This window comes from Pseudomonas sp. A-R-19, assembly GCF_019956575.1.
GTDB lineage: Bacteria > Pseudomonadota > Gammaproteobacteria > Pseudomonadales > Pseudomonadaceae > Aquipseudomonas.
The window spans coordinates 57,864-72,966 of record NZ_JAHBDR010000041.1 but is presented as its reverse complement, the minus strand read 5'-3'; the positions used below and the strand labels follow the sequence as shown (position 1 = coordinate 72,966).

The following is a 15,103-nucleotide window of genomic DNA, read 5'->3' as shown; positions in this document are numbered from 1 at the left end:
ACTCTCCAGAATAAGGCTCTGCGCAGTTTACCGATCTTGTTCATAAAACCTAGCTCACCCGTGCAAACCAGCGCCCGCTTTCGCAAACGGCATGACCGTCCATTTCCAGTTCCGTCAGCGCCGCCAGCACTTTCGGCAAGGCCCAGCCGCTTGCGCCTGCCAGTGCTTCACTGGTCAGAGGCGCGGCATGCAGCAACTTCAACAGAGGGTGAGTCGTTTCAGCGGTGAAGGACTCTGTGGATAACGGCAGCCGTTGCCAGCCGCGCAAGGCCTCGAGAATATGTTCGATGGTTTCCACCAGCACCGCACCATCTCGGATCAATTGATGGCAGCCGCGGGCGCCGGGATGATGGATCGACCCGGGAATCGCAAATACCTCGCGTCCGTGTTCGCCGGCCAACCTCGCCGTAATCAGAGAACCACTGGCGACACTGGCCTCGACCACCAGCACGCCAAGGGACAAGCCGCTGATGATCCGGTTGCGTCGAGGGAAGTTGCTGGCGGTTGGGCCTGCATCCAACGGGAACTCCGAAAGCACGGCACTGCCCGAGGCAATCATCGCGTCCGCCAGGCGCCGATTACGCTGTGGATAAAACTTTTCAAGTCCCGTGCCAAGTACACCGACCGTTTGCCCGCCAACGTCCAGGGCGGCCTGATGTGCGGCAGCGTCGATGCCCAGGGCCAGGCCGCTGGTGATGACAAAACCGGCGCCGGCCAGGCTGCGGGAAAACGCGGCAGCGGTGTCCATGCCCGGGCGCGATGCGCGACGACTGCCGACCATCGCCAATTGCGGCTTTTCCAGGATGCCCGGATTTCCGGCAACGAATAACAGTGGCGGCGCATCGCTGATTTGCGCCAGCAGCGCCGGGTAGTCAGGCTGGTCCCACATCAGTAAATGCTGGGCCGGACGCTCTAGCCAAGCCAATGCGTGGGCGGCGCCATCACGGGTTTCAGTGCTGCGTCTGGCCTCCGTACACGCCAGAGGTAAACCCAGCGCGCGCCAGGCACTGGCCGGTGCACTGATCGCTTTGGACGCCGAGCCAAAGGCTTCAAGCAGCTTCTTGAACCGTGCCGGGCCGAGCTCAGGCAGGCGATGCAAACGCAAACGGGCTTCCAGTTCCGCAGGGGAAACCGGTGTAACGGCAGACAGAGACATGGATCATCCTTGATCGTTATGAGCACCCGTACAAACGGGAATAAGCTGTGGATAACTCTGTTGGTAACTTGTGAAGCAAACTTACGGATTTCGCACCTTGTCCATCACCGACAGCGAGCGCGAAGCACTCAGCACCAACCCATAACTGAGTTTGTCGTAGGTACGGAAAACCATCAGCAGACCGGCGCGCTCATCGGGAATTTTCAACGGCTGGCCGGTGATCCGGTCACGCACGGTTTCGCCGGTCTTCATCACTGCCAGCAGGTTGCCTTCGGCCAGTCCGTCGCGCTGCCCCTTGTTCAGCGTAACCACGTCCAACTCGCCGATCTGCGTGACCCCGCGCGGCACATCGATGATCAAACCGCTGATTTCGTGGCTCGGTGCGCTGGGTGTGAAGGTCGAGTTGATCGAGCGCTCTTCGCCACTGAACAGGCGGTCGCCGAGGCGGACTTCCTGGGTCGTACGTTGCAACGCCAGCGTGGCGACGTCACCTTCGATGGCCACGACCTCACTTGCGCCGATTTCGTCGGCGTTGACCCCCAGGATTTCCTTGCTCTGCGGATCGGTGTAAACCTTGCCCTGGCGGAAGATGCCGTACACCGGCTGCGCCGGATCGAAATGGCCGCGGGCAAAGATGCGGTCACCCGCGCCGCTGAGTACGCGTTCGGCATCGCCGGCAACGATATAGGGCGCCTTGTCGAAATCCTCGGTCTTGTCGACGATGCGGTTGTTCAGCAGAAAGCTGTTGATCGATTTCAGCGCGATGCTGGGGATAGCCTCGGTCACCGGGCTGCTGCGCACCTGGGGCGACAGCTTTATGGTGGGAATATCTTCCCGAAGTTGCACTTGCCCGTACGCCAGACCGGCCGAGACCAGAAGCGGCAGGGCGAGTAGTGATTTCCTCATGCGGTGAATCCCTTTATTATGTGCGTTCGCGTGAAACGCCAGAGCCCTCGGTGGCTCGCTCCCGGCTTGCTTATCGAAAGAAGGGAGCTACGTTTTACAACGGTAGCCTGCAATTCTTCGGACCCGCCAGGCCATCGACCCGACCTTACTTCACACGTGCACTAATCAAGCTTATGGCCATTTTAAACATCCTCGAATTCCCTGATCCGCGTCTGCGCACTATCGCCAAGCCAGTGGCCGTAGTGGACGACGAAGTGCGTCAGTTGGTCGACGACATGTTTGAAACAATGTATGAAGCGCCTGGCATCGGCCTCGCCGCGACCCAGGTCAACGTGCACAAACGTATCGTCGTGATGGACCTCTCCGAAGACCGCACTGAGCCTCGCGTGTTCATCAACCCCGAGCTCGAACCGCTGACCGACGACATGGGCCAGTATCAGGAAGGCTGCCTGTCGGTGCCGGGCTTCTACGAAAACGTCGATCGCCCGCAACGGGTCAAGGTCAAGGCGCTGGACCGCGACGGCCAGCCATACGAACTGATCGCCGACGATTTGCTCGCGGTGTGCATCCAGCACGAATGCGACCACCTCAACGGCAAATTGTTCGTCGATTACCTGTCCACGCTCAAACGCGACCGCATCAAGAAGAAACTGGAAAAGCTTCATCGCCAGAACGCCTGATGCCCATCTTCAAAGGCTTGCTGCGGCAAGCCTTTTTCTTTTCAAGAGACGTCACCCATGACTGAGCCACTGCGCATTGTCTTTGCCGGCACCCCGGAATTCGCCGCCGAACACCTCAAGGCCCTGCTGAGCAGCCCTTACGAGATCGTCGCGGTCTACACCCAACCGGATCGTCCGGCCGGTCGCGGGCAAAAACTGATGCCGAGCCCGGTCAAGCAGCTTGCTCTGGAGAACAACATCCCGGTGTTGCAGCCGCCCACCTTGCGCAACGAAGACGCGCAAGCTGAACTGGCTGCACTGAAACCGGACTTGATGGTGGTGGTCGCCTACGGCCTGATCCTGCCGCAAGTGGTGCTGGATATTCCGCGCCTGGGTTGCATCAACAGCCACGCCTCGCTGCTGCCGCGCTGGCGTGGTGCGGCGCCGATCCAACGCGCCGTGGAAGCGGGGGACGCCGAAAGTGGCGTGACCGTGATGCGCATGGAAGCCGGCCTCGATACCGGGCCGATGCTGCTGAAAGTCACCACGCCGATCAGCGCCGCTGACACCGGCGGCAGCCTGCACGATCGACTGGCCGAAATGGGCCCGCCGGCCGTGGTCCAGGCGATTGTCGGCCTCGCTGCCGGCACCCTGGAAGGCGAAGTGCAGGACAACAGCCTGGCCACCTACGCGCACAAACTGAACAAGGATGAAGCACGCATCGACTGGAACCGCCCGGCGGTTGAGCTGGAGCGTCTGGTCCGTGCCTTCAACCCGTGGCCGATCACCCACAGCACCTTGAACGGCGAAGCCCTGAAAGTGCTGGCCGCGCAACTTGTCGAAGGCAAAGGCGCTCCGGGGGAAATCCTCGGCGCCAGCAAGGACGGACTGATCGTCGCCTGCGGCGAACAGGCCTTGTGCCTGACCCGTCTGCAATTGCCCGGCGGCAAGGCGCTGAACTTCAGCGATCTGTTCAACAGCCGCCGTGAGAAATTCGCCACCGGCACTGTCCTCGGTCAAGTGGCGGACGCTCAATGAATCCGCGTCTGGCCGCCGCCAAGGCACTCGCCGCTGTCCTGAGCGGCAAAGCCTCGCTCAACAGTTCGCTGCCAACGCAACTGGACAAGGTTGAGGACCGTGATCGCGGCTTCACCCAAGACCTGGCGTTCGGCACCGCACGCTGGCAACCACGCCTGTCGGCACTGGCGGCCAAGCTGCTGCAGAAACCGTTCAAGGCTGCCGATGCCGATGTCGAGGCGCTGCTGCTGGTCGGTCTCTATCAACTGCTCTACACCCGCGTCCCGGCCCATGCCGCCATCGGTGAAACCGTCGGTTGCGCCGACAAGCTGAAAAAGCCCTGGGCCAAGGCGTTGCTCAACGCTGTGCTGCGTAATGCTCAGCGCGAAAGCGAAACGATTTTCGCCGAGCTGGAGCGCGATCCAGTGGTGCGCACCGCTCACCCACGCTGGCTGCAGAAATCCCTGAAGGCGTTCTGGCCAGAGCAATGGGAAGCCATCTGCGCCGCCAACAACGCGCATCCGCCGATGATCTTGCGGGTCAACCGTCGCCATCACACCCGCGATGCCTACCTCGGTTTGCTGACTGATGCCGGCATTGCCGCCACAGCGTGTGTCTACAGCCGCGACGGCATCGTGCTCGAAGCGGCCACCGATGTGCGCAGCCTGCCGGGTTTCGCCGAAGGCTGGATCAGCGTGCAGGACGAAGCCGCGCAACTGGCCGCCGATCTGCTGGATCTCGCGCCGGGCCAACGGGTGCTGGACGCCTGCTGCGCACCGGGTGGCAAGACCTGCCATATTCTCGAAGCCGAGCCGAAACTGGCCGGCGTAGTAGCGGTGGACCTGGAAGCCAAGCGCCTGGTGCGGGTGCGGGAAAATCTCGAACGCCTGAAACTCAGCGCCGAACTGATCGCCGCCGACGGCCGCGACACCCAGGTATGGTGGGACGGCAAGCCGTTCCAGCGCATCCTGCTGGACGCACCATGTTCGGCCACCGGTGTGATCCGTCGTCATCCGGACATCAAGCTGACTCGCCAGCCCGACGACATCGCCGCGCTCGCGCTGTTGCAAGGCGAACTGCTCGATGCCATGTGGACCACGTTGGAGGTGGGCGGCATTCTGCTGTACGCCACCTGTTCCACGCTGCCGACCGAGAACACCGAAGTCATCGCAGCCTTCCTTGCCCGCACGCCGGGTGCCCGTGAACTGGACCTCGCCACGGCGGCCGGCATCAAGCAGCCCCATGGTCGCCAGTTGCTGGCCCAGGAAGGTGGCCACGACGGGTTCTACTACGCCAAGCTGATCAAGATCGCCGCCGCTCGCGGTTAAACGGATTCAATGGAGTGACTGGATGAAAATCATCATCCTCGGAGCAGGGCAGGTCGGTGGTTCGCTGGCGGAACACCTGGCCAGCGAAGCCAACGACATCACCGTGGTCGACACCGATGGCGAACGCCTGCGCGACCTTGGTGACCGCCTGGACATCCGCACGGTGCAGGGTCGTGGTTCGTTCCCGACCGTACTGCGCCAGGCCGGGGCCGATGACGCCGATATGCTGGTCGCGGTGACCAACAGCGATGAAACCAACATGGTCGCCTGCCAGGTCGCCCACACGCTGTTCCACACGCCGACCAAGATCGCCCGGGTGCGCGAAGCGGCGTACCTGACCCGCGAAGAGCAGTTGTTCCAGAACGAAGCGATTCCGGTGGACGTGCTGATCAGCCCCGAACAGGTGGTCACCAACTACATCAAGCGCCTGATCCAGCATCCGGGCGCCTTGCAGGTGATCGACTTTGCCGAAGGCAAGGCGCAACTGGTGGCAGTGCGGGCTTATTACGGCGGACCGCTGGTAGGCCAGCAACTGCGGCAGTTGCGTGAACACATGCCGAACGTGGAAACCCGCGTTGCAGCAATTTTCCGTCGTGACCGGCCGATCCTGCCCCAGGGCGATACGGTGATCGAGGCCGACGACGAGGTGTTTTTCATCGCCGCCAAAGCGAACATTCGCGCGGTGATGAGCGAAATGCGCCGTCTCGACGAAACCTATAAACGCATTGTCATCGCCGGCGGCGGACAGATCGGCGAGCGTCTGGCCGAGGCCATCGAAAGCCGTTATCAGGTGAAAATCATCGAGATGAACCCGGCACGCTGTCGTCATCTCTCCGACACACTGGACAGCACGGTGGTGTTGCAGGGCAGTGCTTCGGACCGCGACCTGCTGATGGAAGAGAACATCGCCGATGCCGACCTTTTCCTGGCCCTGACCAACGACGACGAAGCCAACATCATGTCGTCGCTGCTGGCCAAGCGCCTGGGTGCAAAGAAAGTGATGACCATCATCAACAACCCGGCCTATGTCGACCTGATCCAGGGTGGCGACATCGACATCGCCATCAGCCCGCAACTGGCGACCATCGGCACCTTGCTGGCCCACGTGCGCCGGGGTGACATCGTCAGCGTGCACTCACTGCGCCGGGGTGCGGCAGAAGCCATCGAGGCGATTGCCCATGGCGATGCGAAATCGAGCAAGGTGATCGGCAAGGCCATCGAAAACATCGGCCTGCCGCCGGGCACCACCATCGGTGCGATTATCCGCGACGAAGAAGTGATCATCGCCCACGATGACACCGTGATCGAAGCGGGCGACCATGTGATTCTGTTCCTTGTGGATAAAAAACACATTCGCGATGTGGAGAAGTTGTTCCATGTGGGGTTGAGCTTCTTCTGATCCTGATTTTGTGTGGGCCTGCCTTTGTAGGAGCGAACTCTGCTCGCGATGGTCGTCAACGATAATGCTGGAAACCAGACACCCCGTGTCGCTCTCAGGTTCATCGCGAGCAAGCTCGCTCCTACATGAAATCAACACCTGACGCCCCAAAGAAAAGGAACCACCCATGATCGAATCCCTGGAAAAAATGCTCGCCAAGGGTGTGGATAACTCCTTGCTGCGCTTCGGCCTGGGCAAGGGTTATCTGGATCTGGGGGAGAACGCCAAGGCAGCGGAGCACTTCCAGCGCTGCGTCGAATTCGATCCGAAATATTCGGCGGCGTGGAAACTACTGGGCAAGGCCCATCTGGCGCTGGCGGACTTTGCAGCCGCGCGGCAGGCCTGGGAACAAGGCCTGGAAGCCGCTCGCGGCCATGGCGACAAGCAGGCAGAGAAGGAAATGACCGTGTTCCTGAAGAAACTCGAGCGTCAGGCGCACTGATCAGAGATAACGCAAACCGATGCCCTCGGCATCCACCAGCACCACTTCCATACGCACCCGCGGCGCGCCTGTGGGTAAGTCTTGCACCTGGCCGTAGACCACCGCGCCCCGGGGCAGCGCCGACAGTTGCGGATGCTTGACGAAGACACCGGTGGTCGACAGGTTGCGGGTCTGGCCCAGGCAATCGCCGATGCTTTCGTGACTGATCTTGATGCGAAATGATTTGCGGTGTTCGGACATCTTCTGCGCCCTTGAATGAACGGCTGTGGATACGTGTAGGAGCGAGCTTGCTCGCGATGAATGCAAGGGCGCCGCGTTCAACCTGGCAGCCCACGTCATCGTTAACGTCCATCGCGAGCAAGCTCGCTCCTACAGGTTATCCACAGAGTGTGCCAAGTAAGTCAGTACCAGCGCTCTTCACCCGGTGGACGCTTCTTGAAGCGCTTCATGCTCCACATGTACTGGCTTGGGTAGGCCCCGACATAACGCTCGACCACTTTGCTCATGGCCGCACAGGACTCCGCCGTATCGGTGCTGTACATGGCCTCGGGCGCGGCTTCGAGGATCACTTTGTAGCCCGAACCGTCCGGCAGGCGCAGGGCATGCAGGAACACGCCAACCGCTTTGCCGCCGGCGAGCATGTTCGGCACGAACTTGCTGGTCAGTGCCTGGGTGGCGAAGAACGGCACGAAGATCCCGGCGGATTCGGACGGTTCCGGGTCAGCGGGGATGCCCACTGCACCACCTTTGCGCACTTCCTTGATGACACTGAGGATGCCTTCCTTGGTGGAGGCGGCGACCTTGTTACCCAACTGCACCCGCTGCTTTTGCAGCAATTCATCCACGGCCTTCAACTTTGGCGGACGATAGAAAATAATCGGTTTGCACTGACTGCAATAGAAGTGGTTGAGCACTTCCCAGTTGCCCAGGTGACTGGTGATGCCGACCACACCTTTGCCGGAGGCGAGGGCGTCCTTCAACACGTCGAGGCCTTCGACCTCGCGCACCAGGTCGATGGAGCGCTGTGCCGGCCAGATCCAGGCGCAGGCGCTTTCGGTCAAGGACTTGCCGATGTCCTTCAGGCTTTGGCCCACCAGGCGTTCACGCTCGGCGGGATCCATGTCCGGAAAGCACTTGGACAGGTTGATCCGTACCACGTCACGGGAACGATTCGGGGTTTTCCACATGACCCAGCCAATCGCCGAGCCCACGGCTTGCACGGCCCGCCACGGAAGCAGGGCAAACAGCCGCAGAGCGCCTACCAGCAAGGCGCCTTTCAACTTATCCACAGGTCACTCCTGATCTTGTGCTGTGCGCGAGGCGGCTATTCTAACCGCCGTTCGCCAACTGCGCGTAGCGGTCGCAATCGCGGGTGTGATCCATGACCATGCCCGAGGCCTGCATCAGCGCGTAGCAAATGGTTGGCCCGACGAAGGTGAAACCGGCTTTTTTCAGGCCTTTGCTCATCTCGACGGCAATCGGCGTGACGGCCGGCACTTCGCTGCGATCCTTGAAATGATTGATCACAGGCTTGCCACCGATGAACGACCAGAGAAACGCCACCGGGTCCTCCAGCGCCAGCCAGGCCTGGGCATTGCGCCGGGCCGCGTTGAGCTTGAGGCGGTTGCGGATGATCCCGGGATCGAGCATCAACTCGTCGATTTCGGCATCGCTCATCTGCGCCACGCGCTGGACATCAAAACCAAACATCACCTGACGATAATGCTCGCGTTTGCGCAGCACGGTGATCCAGGAAAGCCCGGCCTGGAACCCTTCGAGCAAAAGCAACTCGAACAATCCCTGCGCATCGCGTAGCGGCGTGCCCCACTCCTGATCGTGATAAGCCATGTATAGCGGATCTTCGGAACACCAAAAGCAGCGTGGCATAAGGCTCCAGGGGGCGTGCGCAGCCATGAATCGGGTATACTCCCGCTCTTTAAATCGCAGCCCAAGAAACAGGTGAATTTCGTGAGCCAGCCTACGCCAGCCGTGCGTACCTTCCAAGACTTGATCCTCGCCCTCCAGCAATACTGGGCCGAGCAAGGTTGTGTGGTACTTCAGCCCTACGATATGGAAGTAGGCGCCGGCACTTTCCACACTGCAACATTCCTGCGCGCCATCGGCCCGGAAACCTGGAACGCCGCCTACGTGCAGCCAAGCCGTCGTCCGACTGACGGCCGCTACGGCGAAAACCCGAACCGCCTGCAGCACTACTACCAGTTCCAGGTGGTCCTGAAGCCGAACCCGGACAACTTCCAGGAACTGTACCTGGGCTCCCTCAAGCATGTCGGCCTGGACCCGCTGGTCCACGACATCCGCTTCGTCGAAGACAACTGGGAATCGCCGACCCTCGGCGCCTGGGGTCTGGGCTGGGAAGTCTGGCTCAACGGCATGGAAGTGACCCAGTTCACCTACTTCCAGCAAGCGGGCGGCATCGAGTGCTACCCGGTGACCGGCGAGATCACCTACGGTCTCGAGCGTCTGGCCATGTACCTGCAGGGCGTGGACTCGGTCTACGACCTGGTCTGGGCTGACGGTCCGTTCGGCAAAGTGACCTACGGCGACGTGTTCCACCAGAACGAAGTGGAGCAATCGACCTACAACTTCGAACACGCCAACGTCGACAAGTTGTTCGAACTGTTCGATTTCTACGAAAGCGAAGCCAAGCGCCTGATCGAGCTCGACCAGCCGCTGCCGTTGCCGAGCTACGAAATGGTGTTGAAGGCTTCCCATACCTTCAACCTGCTGGATGCGCGCCGGGCGATTTCCGTGACCGCGCGTCAGCAATACATCCTGCGTGTACGCACCCTGGCGCGTTCCGTTGCGCAAGCCTACCTGCTGGCTCGCGCCAAGCTGGGCTTCCCGATGGCGACCCCGGATCTGCGTGATGAAGTACTGGCCAAGCTGGAGGCTGCACAATGAGTGCTCTGGATTTTCTGGTTGAACTGGGCACTGAAGAACTGCCACCCAAAGCCCTGAACACCCTGGCCGAGGCGTTCCTCGCCGGTATCGATAAGGGTCTGCAAGCTGCCGGCCTGAACTACGAAACCAAAACCGTTTATGCCGCCCCGCGCCGCCTGGCCGTGCTGATCACCGCACTGGCCACCCAGCAGCCGGACCGCAGCATCAACCTCGATGGCCCGCCACGTCAGGCCGCGTTCGATGCCGAAGGCAACCCGACTCAGGCAGCCCTGGGGTTTGCCAAGAAGTGCGGCGTCGAGCTGAGCGAAATCGATCAGAGCGGCCCGAAACTGCGCTACAGCCAGAGCATCGCCGGCAAGCCGACCGCGAGCCTGCTGCCGACCATCGTCGAAGATTCGCTGAACGACCTGCCGATCCCGAAACGCATGCGTTGGGGTGCACGCAAGGAAGAGTTCGTGCGTCCGACCCAATGGCTGGTGATGCTGCTCGGTGACCAAGTCATCGACTGCACCATCCTCGCGCAGAAGGCTGGCCGTGACTCCCGTGGCCATCGCTTCCATCACCCGGAAAACGTGCGCATCGGTTCGCCGTCCAGCTACCTGGCCGACCTGCGTGCCGCCTACGTGCTGGCCGATGCCAACGAGCGTCGCGAGATCATCAGCAAGCGCACCGAAGAACTGGCTACCCGTCAGGAAGGCACGGCAATCGTACCGCCAGCCCTGCTCGACGAAGTGACCGCACTGGTCGAATGGCCAGTGCCGCTGGTGTGCTCGTTCGAGGAACGCTTCCTCGACGTGCCGCAAGAAGCCCTGATCACCACCATGCAGGACAACCAGAAGTACTTCTGCCTGCTGGATGCCGACGGCAAGTTGCTGCCACGTTTCATTACCGTGGCCAACATCGAAAGCAAAGACCCGCAGCAGATCATCGCCGGTAACGAGAAAGTGGTTCGCCCACGCCTGACCGACGCCGAGTTCTTCTTCAAGCAAGACAAGAAGCAGAAACTCGAGGACTTCAACCTGCGCCTGCAGAACGTGGTGTTCCAGGAAAAACTCGGCAGCGTCTACGACAAGGCCGAGCGCGTATCCAAGCTGGCCGCGTTCATCGCCCAGCGCATCGGCGGCAACGCTGCGTGGGCAGCCCGCGCTGGCCTGCTGTCCAAGTGCGACCTGTCGACCGAGATGGTCGGTGAGTTCCCGGAGATGCAAGGCGTCGCCGGTTACTACTACGCCCTCAACGACGGCGAGCCGGAAGATGTCGCCCTGGCCCTGAACGAGCAGTACATGCCGCGCGGTGCTGGCGCTGAACTGCCGTCCACCCTGACCGGTGCGGCCGTGGCCATCGCCGACAAGCTCGACACTCTGGTCGGCATTTTCGGTATCGGCATGCTGCCGACCGGCAGCAAGGACCCGTATGCCCTGCGCCGTGCGGCACTGGGCGTGTTGCGCATCCTGATCGAGAAAAAACTGGATCTGGACCTGACCGACGCCGTGGCTTTCGCCGTGGATGCGTTCGGTACCAAGGTCAAGGCTGCCGGCCTCAATGACTCGGTGCTGGAGTTCATCTTCGACCGTCTGCGTGCCCGTTACGAAGACGAAGGTGTCGACGTCGCCACCTACCTGTCGGTACGTGCCCTGAAGCCAGGCTCAGCCCTGGACTTCGACCAGCGCGTGCAAGCGGTAGAGGCCTTCCGCAAATTGCCGGAAGCCGCTGCCCTGGCCGCGGTGAACAAGCGCGTGTCGAACCTGCTGAGCAAGGTCGAAGGCTCGGTGCCTACCGTCGTGGAAGCCAAGTACTTCGACAATGCCAACGAGTTCTCCCTGTACTCGGCGATCCAGCAGGCTGACCAGGCTGTACAGCCAATGGCCGCCGCGCGTCAGTACAGCGAATCCCTGGCACGCCTGGCTGCACTGCGCGAGCCGGTGGATGCGTTCTTCGAAGCCGTGATGGTCAACGCGGAGGACGCAAAAGTCCGCGCCAACCGTTATGCGTTGCTGGCGCGCCTGCGTGGGTTGTTCCTCGGCGTCGCCGACATTTCGCTGCTGGGTTGAGGGACTGCTGTTGAAACTGCTGATTCTCGATCGGGACGGGGTGATCAATTACGACTCCGACGCTTACATCAAGTCGGTGGAGGAGTGGATTCCGCTCCCTGGATCGATCGAAGCCATCGCGCAGTTGAGCAAGGCCGGCTGGACGGTAGCGGTCGCTACCAACCAGTCGGGCATCGCTCGCGGCTATTACGACCTCGCCACTCTGGATGCCATGCACGAGCGCTTGCGCGCGCTGGTGGCGGAGCAGGGCGGTGAGGTCGGGCTGATCGTCTACTGCCCCCACGGGCCGGACGAAGGCTGCGATTGTCGCAAGCCGAAACCCGGTATGTTGAAAACCATCGCCGCTCATTACAACGTGTCGCTGACCAATCTCTGGTTCGTCGGCGACAGCCTTGGTGACCTGGAAGCCGCCAAAGCCGTCGATTCACAGCCAGTTTTGGTAAAGACCGGGAAAGGCGAAAAGACTTTGGGCAAGACCCTTCCGGCAGGCACATTGATTTTCGACGATTTGGCGGCGATTGCCGCAGAACTTATCCACAATTAAAGTGCTTCGATTGTTCCTGACCAAGGATTGATCGGGAGTGCGCTTTATATAAGGCGGGCAATTCCCGCAACGGTAAACGTCACCATGTCGATATTGCAGGCGATCAGAACCTTCCTCTTTTACCTGCTGCTGGGCACCAGCTCCTTGCTGTGGTGCAGCCTGAGTTTTTTTATCGCGCCGTTCCTGCCCTTCAAGGCACGTTATCGCTTCATCAACGTCTACTGGTGTCGCTGTGCCTTGTGGCTGAGCAAAGTGTTTCTGGGTATCCGCTACGAAGTGAAGGGTGCCGAGAACGTGCCTGAACGGCCTTGCGTCATTCAGTCGAACCACCAGAGTACGTGGGAGACATTCTTTCTCTCTGCTTACTTCTCACCGCTGAGCCAGGTGCTCAAACGTGAACTGCTCTATGTGCCGTTCTTCGGTTGGGCCATGGCCATGCTGCGACCGATCGCCATCGATCGCGACAACCCGAAAGCCGCACTCAAGCATGTGGCGAAGAAGGGCGATGAACTGCTCAAGGACAATGTCTGGGTGCTGATCTTCCCTGAAGGCACGCGTGTTCCTTTCGGCACCGTCGGCAAGTTCTCCCGCGGTGGCAGTGCATTGGCGGTCAACGCCGAATTGCCGGTGCTGCCGATTGCGCACAACGCCGGCAAGTTCTGGCCGAAAACCGGTTGGGCGAAGAAGCAGGGCGTCATTACCGTGATCATTGGCGAGCCGATGTATGCCGCAGGCACCGGACCGCGAGCCATTGCTGAATTGAACGACCGGGTCCAGGCGTGGAACGAGCAGATGCAACGGGAAATGGGCTCGCTGCCACCAGCTCCGCAAGCACCGGTTTCAAACGATCAGGTGACTGTCTGAGATTCTGTGGATAACCTGTGTACCGTTTCATCGAAAACCGTCGTTTTTTACACGTAACTTTATGATTCTTTTACATATTTCTTTGAATGATAAAAATCATAAAAACGTGCATAAGTTTTTTTAGGACGTAAAAAAACCGGCTGATATAGCCGGTTTTTTTATGTCCGGAGCAATCCGCCGATTGTCGATATGACAGCGCGACCCGAACGTGCGCTTTCATTCAGTAAACAGCGGGAATTGCAGCTTGAATGTCGTGCCCCGACCCACCTCGCTCTGACACTCGATTCGCCCACCGTGCCGATCCACAACGGCTTTGACCATCGACAATCCCAACCCCACGCCATCGATACCCTGGGCAGAAGAAAAGCGCCGGTACTGGCTGAACAATTCAGGTAACTCCTCAGCGGCGATGCCTTTGCCCTGATCGATGAGCTCACAGGTCAGCCAGCCGTCGCGTTGGCTGACGCGCAAACGGATGCGAGTACCTGAAACACTGTACTTGATGGCATTTTCCAGCAGATTGAACAACGCCCGAGTCAGCAGCGCCTGATCCGCCAAAACCAGGCTTTCCTGTGCCTCCTCTTCCACCTGATGAACCAGTTCGATCTGTTTCAACTGCGCGATGGGCAGCGCTTGATCGAACACATCCAGCACCAGCATCGCAAACAGGCTCGGTTGAAACTGATAAGCCTCGGACTCGGCTCTCGCCAATTGAACGAAACCGTCAGTCAGTTCCAGGGCCCGGCGTACCTGTAGCTCGATTTGATCAAAGAGCGGCGAATCACCGCCCACTTGATGACGATGGACGTCGAGCAAGGCGAGAATGGCCGAGTGAGGCGCCCGCAGGTCGTGAGACAGGAACCGCAACAGGACCGCGCGCTGCTCCTCCGCATCGCGCTCGACACTCAAATCAGTCAGGTTCCATAGCCAGCCAACCGGAATCTCGCCGTCTACCGGTAACAGCTCGGCACGCTCCAGACGCAGACTGCGCTCCTTGAGATCGCGAAACTCCAGCAGGGGAAGGGACGATAAAGACGAGCCCGCCCCACGGCTCATATCTGGATAACCGAGCTGTTCAAGTCGCTTGAGTACATCATCACCAACCAGATCCCCGCCAAACAGGTCACGGGCCTTGCGGTTGCCAAGCAGAATCTGCCCCTGTGGATCGCTGATCAACGTGGCCACCGGCAAGTATTCCAGGCCGTCGGCGATGAATCGATGGGTATCGCGGGTCAGGCTCATGGCTTGTTCCAGCGCGATGATCTGTTTCTGCAAACGGTCGCCACCGGGATACCGGGCACGGCGGCGCTCCGGAAACACTTTCGGCTCGCTGTCCAGCCGCGCCAACTCCCAACCGAAATAGGTCAGCACCACACTCAGGCGCCGCCAGTTCCAGATCAGATAACCAAACAGCATCCCCAACACCGCAGGTGTCGGTGACCACCACCAGCGCTTGAACTCTGCAAGGCCGGCACTGGTCAGCAACGCACACGCCATTCCCGTGAGCGTCAGCCACAGCGCCAGTCGCGGGCGCCACAGCAACAGCCCGAGCACACATGTCACCAGACCAAGGGAAAGCAATGCGCTCAAGCCTGGGGAAACATCGCCCAGGTTGATTTGCGCGCGATAGGACAGCAACGTCGTCAGCGGCAGCAGCACAAGACTTATCCACAACCACTCGCGCACCAATTGCCGAAACAATCGCTGTACCTGGCTGGGTTCTCGGCTTTCACGGCGGCGTTGGTCAAACATGGCCAGCAGGGCAGGGCGGGGGGA

Annotated in this window: 15 protein-coding genes; 9 read left to right on the top strand and 6 right to left on the bottom strand. The window is 60.5% G+C overall.

The window, feature by feature from the left end:
• Positions 1-49 precede the first annotated feature (49 nt).
• Both dprA and KGA88_RS08840 read right to left on the bottom strand, forming a co-directional pair.
• Positions 50-1,156, bottom strand: coding sequence for a DNA-processing protein DprA (gene dprA, locus KGA88_RS08845; protein ID WP_223590177.1), 1,107 nt, complete (start codon positions 1,154-1,156; stop codon positions 50-52).
• Between the two features lie 81 nt (positions 1,157-1,237).
• Positions 1,238-2,062: a peptidoglycan-binding protein gene (locus tag KGA88_RS08840; protein ID WP_110660646.1), complete on the bottom strand. Its 825-nt coding sequence runs from the start codon at positions 2,060-2,062 to the stop codon at positions 1,238-1,240.
• Positions 2,063-2,235: 173 nt separating this feature from the next.
• Here KGA88_RS08840 and def point away from each other — a divergent pair, with 173 nt between their 5' ends.
• From def to KGA88_RS08815, 5 genes are all read left to right on the top strand, one after another.
• The gene (def, locus tag KGA88_RS08835; RefSeq protein WP_110660645.1) at positions 2,236-2,742 is read left to right on the top strand and encodes a peptide deformylase; all 507 of its coding nucleotides are present in this window, start codon (positions 2,236-2,238) and stop codon (positions 2,740-2,742) included.
• Positions 2,743-2,799: 57 nt separating this feature from the next.
• Positions 2,800-3,759 (top strand): methionyl-tRNA formyltransferase, encoded by a 960-nt coding sequence (fmt, locus tag KGA88_RS08830; RefSeq protein ID WP_223590175.1) that lies wholly within the window; start codon positions 2,800-2,802, stop codon positions 3,757-3,759.
• Positions 3,756-5,066, top strand: a complete 1,311-nt coding sequence (rsmB, locus tag KGA88_RS08825; RefSeq protein ID WP_110660643.1) for a 16S rRNA (cytosine(967)-C(5))-methyltransferase RsmB — start codon at positions 3,756-3,758, stop codon at positions 5,064-5,066. The genes fmt and rsmB overlap by 4 nt, the downstream gene beginning before the upstream one ends.
• Before the next feature lie 22 nt (positions 5,067-5,088).
• Entirely contained in the window at positions 5,089-6,465 is a 1,377-nt protein-coding gene (gene trkA / locus KGA88_RS08820; protein ID WP_008045725.1) for a Trk system potassium transporter TrkA, read from the top strand.
• Between the two features lie 166 nt (positions 6,466-6,631).
• Positions 6,632-6,946: a tetratricopeptide repeat protein gene (locus KGA88_RS08815; protein ID WP_103396113.1), complete on the top strand. Its 315-nt coding sequence runs from the start codon at positions 6,632-6,634 to the stop codon at positions 6,944-6,946.
• Here the strand turns inward: KGA88_RS08815 and KGA88_RS08810 are convergent, their stop codons facing one another.
• From KGA88_RS08810 to KGA88_RS08800, 3 genes are all read right to left on the bottom strand, one after another.
• Complete coding sequence (locus KGA88_RS08810; RefSeq protein WP_223590173.1) at positions 6,947-7,186, bottom strand: PilZ domain-containing protein; 240 nt, start codon at positions 7,184-7,186, stop codon at positions 6,947-6,949. It lies immediately after the preceding gene.
• Between the two features lie 161 nt (positions 7,187-7,347).
• Entirely contained in the window at positions 7,348-8,235 is an 888-nt protein-coding gene (locus KGA88_RS08805; RefSeq protein WP_110661925.1) for a lysophospholipid acyltransferase, read from the bottom strand.
• A gap of 40 nt (positions 8,236-8,275) precedes the next feature.
• The gene (locus tag KGA88_RS08800; protein ID WP_103396110.1) at positions 8,276-8,833 is read right to left on the bottom strand and encodes a DNA-3-methyladenine glycosylase I; all 558 of its coding nucleotides are present in this window, start codon (positions 8,831-8,833) and stop codon (positions 8,276-8,278) included.
• Positions 8,834-8,914: 81 nt separating this feature from the next.
• Between KGA88_RS08800 and glyQ the strand changes: the two genes are divergently transcribed.
• From glyQ to KGA88_RS08780, 4 genes are all read left to right on the top strand, one after another.
• Positions 8,915-9,868 (top strand): glycine--tRNA ligase subunit alpha, encoded by a 954-nt coding sequence (gene glyQ, locus KGA88_RS08795; protein ID WP_003187265.1) that lies wholly within the window; start codon positions 8,915-8,917, stop codon positions 9,866-9,868.
• Positions 9,865-11,919 carry a glycine--tRNA ligase subunit beta gene (glyS, locus tag KGA88_RS08790; protein WP_110661926.1) on the top strand — a complete coding sequence of 685 codons (2,055 nt, stop codon included), beginning with the start codon at positions 9,865-9,867 and terminating at the stop codon, positions 11,917-11,919. The genes glyQ and glyS overlap by 4 nt, the downstream gene beginning before the upstream one ends.
• 4 nt (positions 11,920-11,923) lie before the next feature.
• Complete coding sequence (gmhB, locus tag KGA88_RS08785) at positions 11,924-12,463, top strand: D-glycero-beta-D-manno-heptose 1,7-bisphosphate 7-phosphatase (RefSeq protein WP_181432122.1); 540 nt, start codon at positions 11,924-11,926, stop codon at positions 12,461-12,463.
• A gap of 84 nt (positions 12,464-12,547) precedes the next feature.
• A complete protein-coding gene (locus KGA88_RS08780) occupies positions 12,548-13,327 on the top strand; it encodes a lysophospholipid acyltransferase family protein (RefSeq protein ID WP_110661928.1) in 780 nt (259 codons plus the stop codon).
• A gap of 216 nt (positions 13,328-13,543) precedes the next feature.
• Here the strand turns inward: KGA88_RS08780 and KGA88_RS08775 are convergent, their stop codons facing one another.
• Positions 13,544-15,079: a sensor histidine kinase gene (locus KGA88_RS08775; RefSeq protein WP_223590171.1), complete on the bottom strand. Its 1,536-nt coding sequence runs from the start codon at positions 15,077-15,079 to the stop codon at positions 13,544-13,546.
• Positions 15,080-15,103: the final 24 nt, after the last annotated feature.

Bases quoted from the DNA above. Each gene is read 5' to 3' on its own strand.
- dprA (WP_223590177.1), bottom strand. From the start codon at position 1,156: ATGTCTCTGTCTGCCGTTACACCGGTTTCCCCTGCGGAACTGGAAGCC.
- KGA88_RS08840 (WP_110660646.1), bottom strand. From the start codon at position 2,062: ATGAGGAAATCACTACTCGCCCTGCCGCTTCTGGTCTCGGCCGGTCTG.
- def (WP_110660645.1), top strand. From the start codon at position 2,236: ATGGCCATTTTAAACATCCTCGAATTCCCTGATCCGCGTCTGCGCACT.
- fmt (WP_223590175.1), top strand. From the start codon at position 2,800: ATGACTGAGCCACTGCGCATTGTCTTTGCCGGCACCCCGGAATTCGCC.
- rsmB (WP_110660643.1), top strand. From the start codon at position 3,756: ATGAATCCGCGTCTGGCCGCCGCCAAGGCACTCGCCGCTGTCCTGAGC.
- trkA (WP_008045725.1), top strand. From the start codon at position 5,089: ATGAAAATCATCATCCTCGGAGCAGGGCAGGTCGGTGGTTCGCTGGCG.
- KGA88_RS08815 (WP_103396113.1), top strand. From the start codon at position 6,632: ATGATCGAATCCCTGGAAAAAATGCTCGCCAAGGGTGTGGATAACTCC.
- KGA88_RS08810 (WP_223590173.1), bottom strand. From the start codon at position 7,186: ATGTCCGAACACCGCAAATCATTTCGCATCAAGATCAGTCACGAAAGC.
- KGA88_RS08800 (WP_103396110.1), bottom strand. From the start codon at position 8,833: ATGCCACGCTGCTTTTGGTGTTCCGAAGATCCGCTATACATGGCTTAT.
- glyS (WP_110661926.1), top strand. From the start codon at position 9,865: ATGAGTGCTCTGGATTTTCTGGTTGAACTGGGCACTGAAGAACTGCCA.
- KGA88_RS08780 (WP_110661928.1), top strand. From the start codon at position 12,548: ATGTCGATATTGCAGGCGATCAGAACCTTCCTCTTTTACCTGCTGCTG.
- KGA88_RS08775 (WP_223590171.1), bottom strand. From the start codon at position 15,079: ATGTTTGACCAACGCCGCCGTGAAAGCCGAGAACCCAGCCAGGTACAG.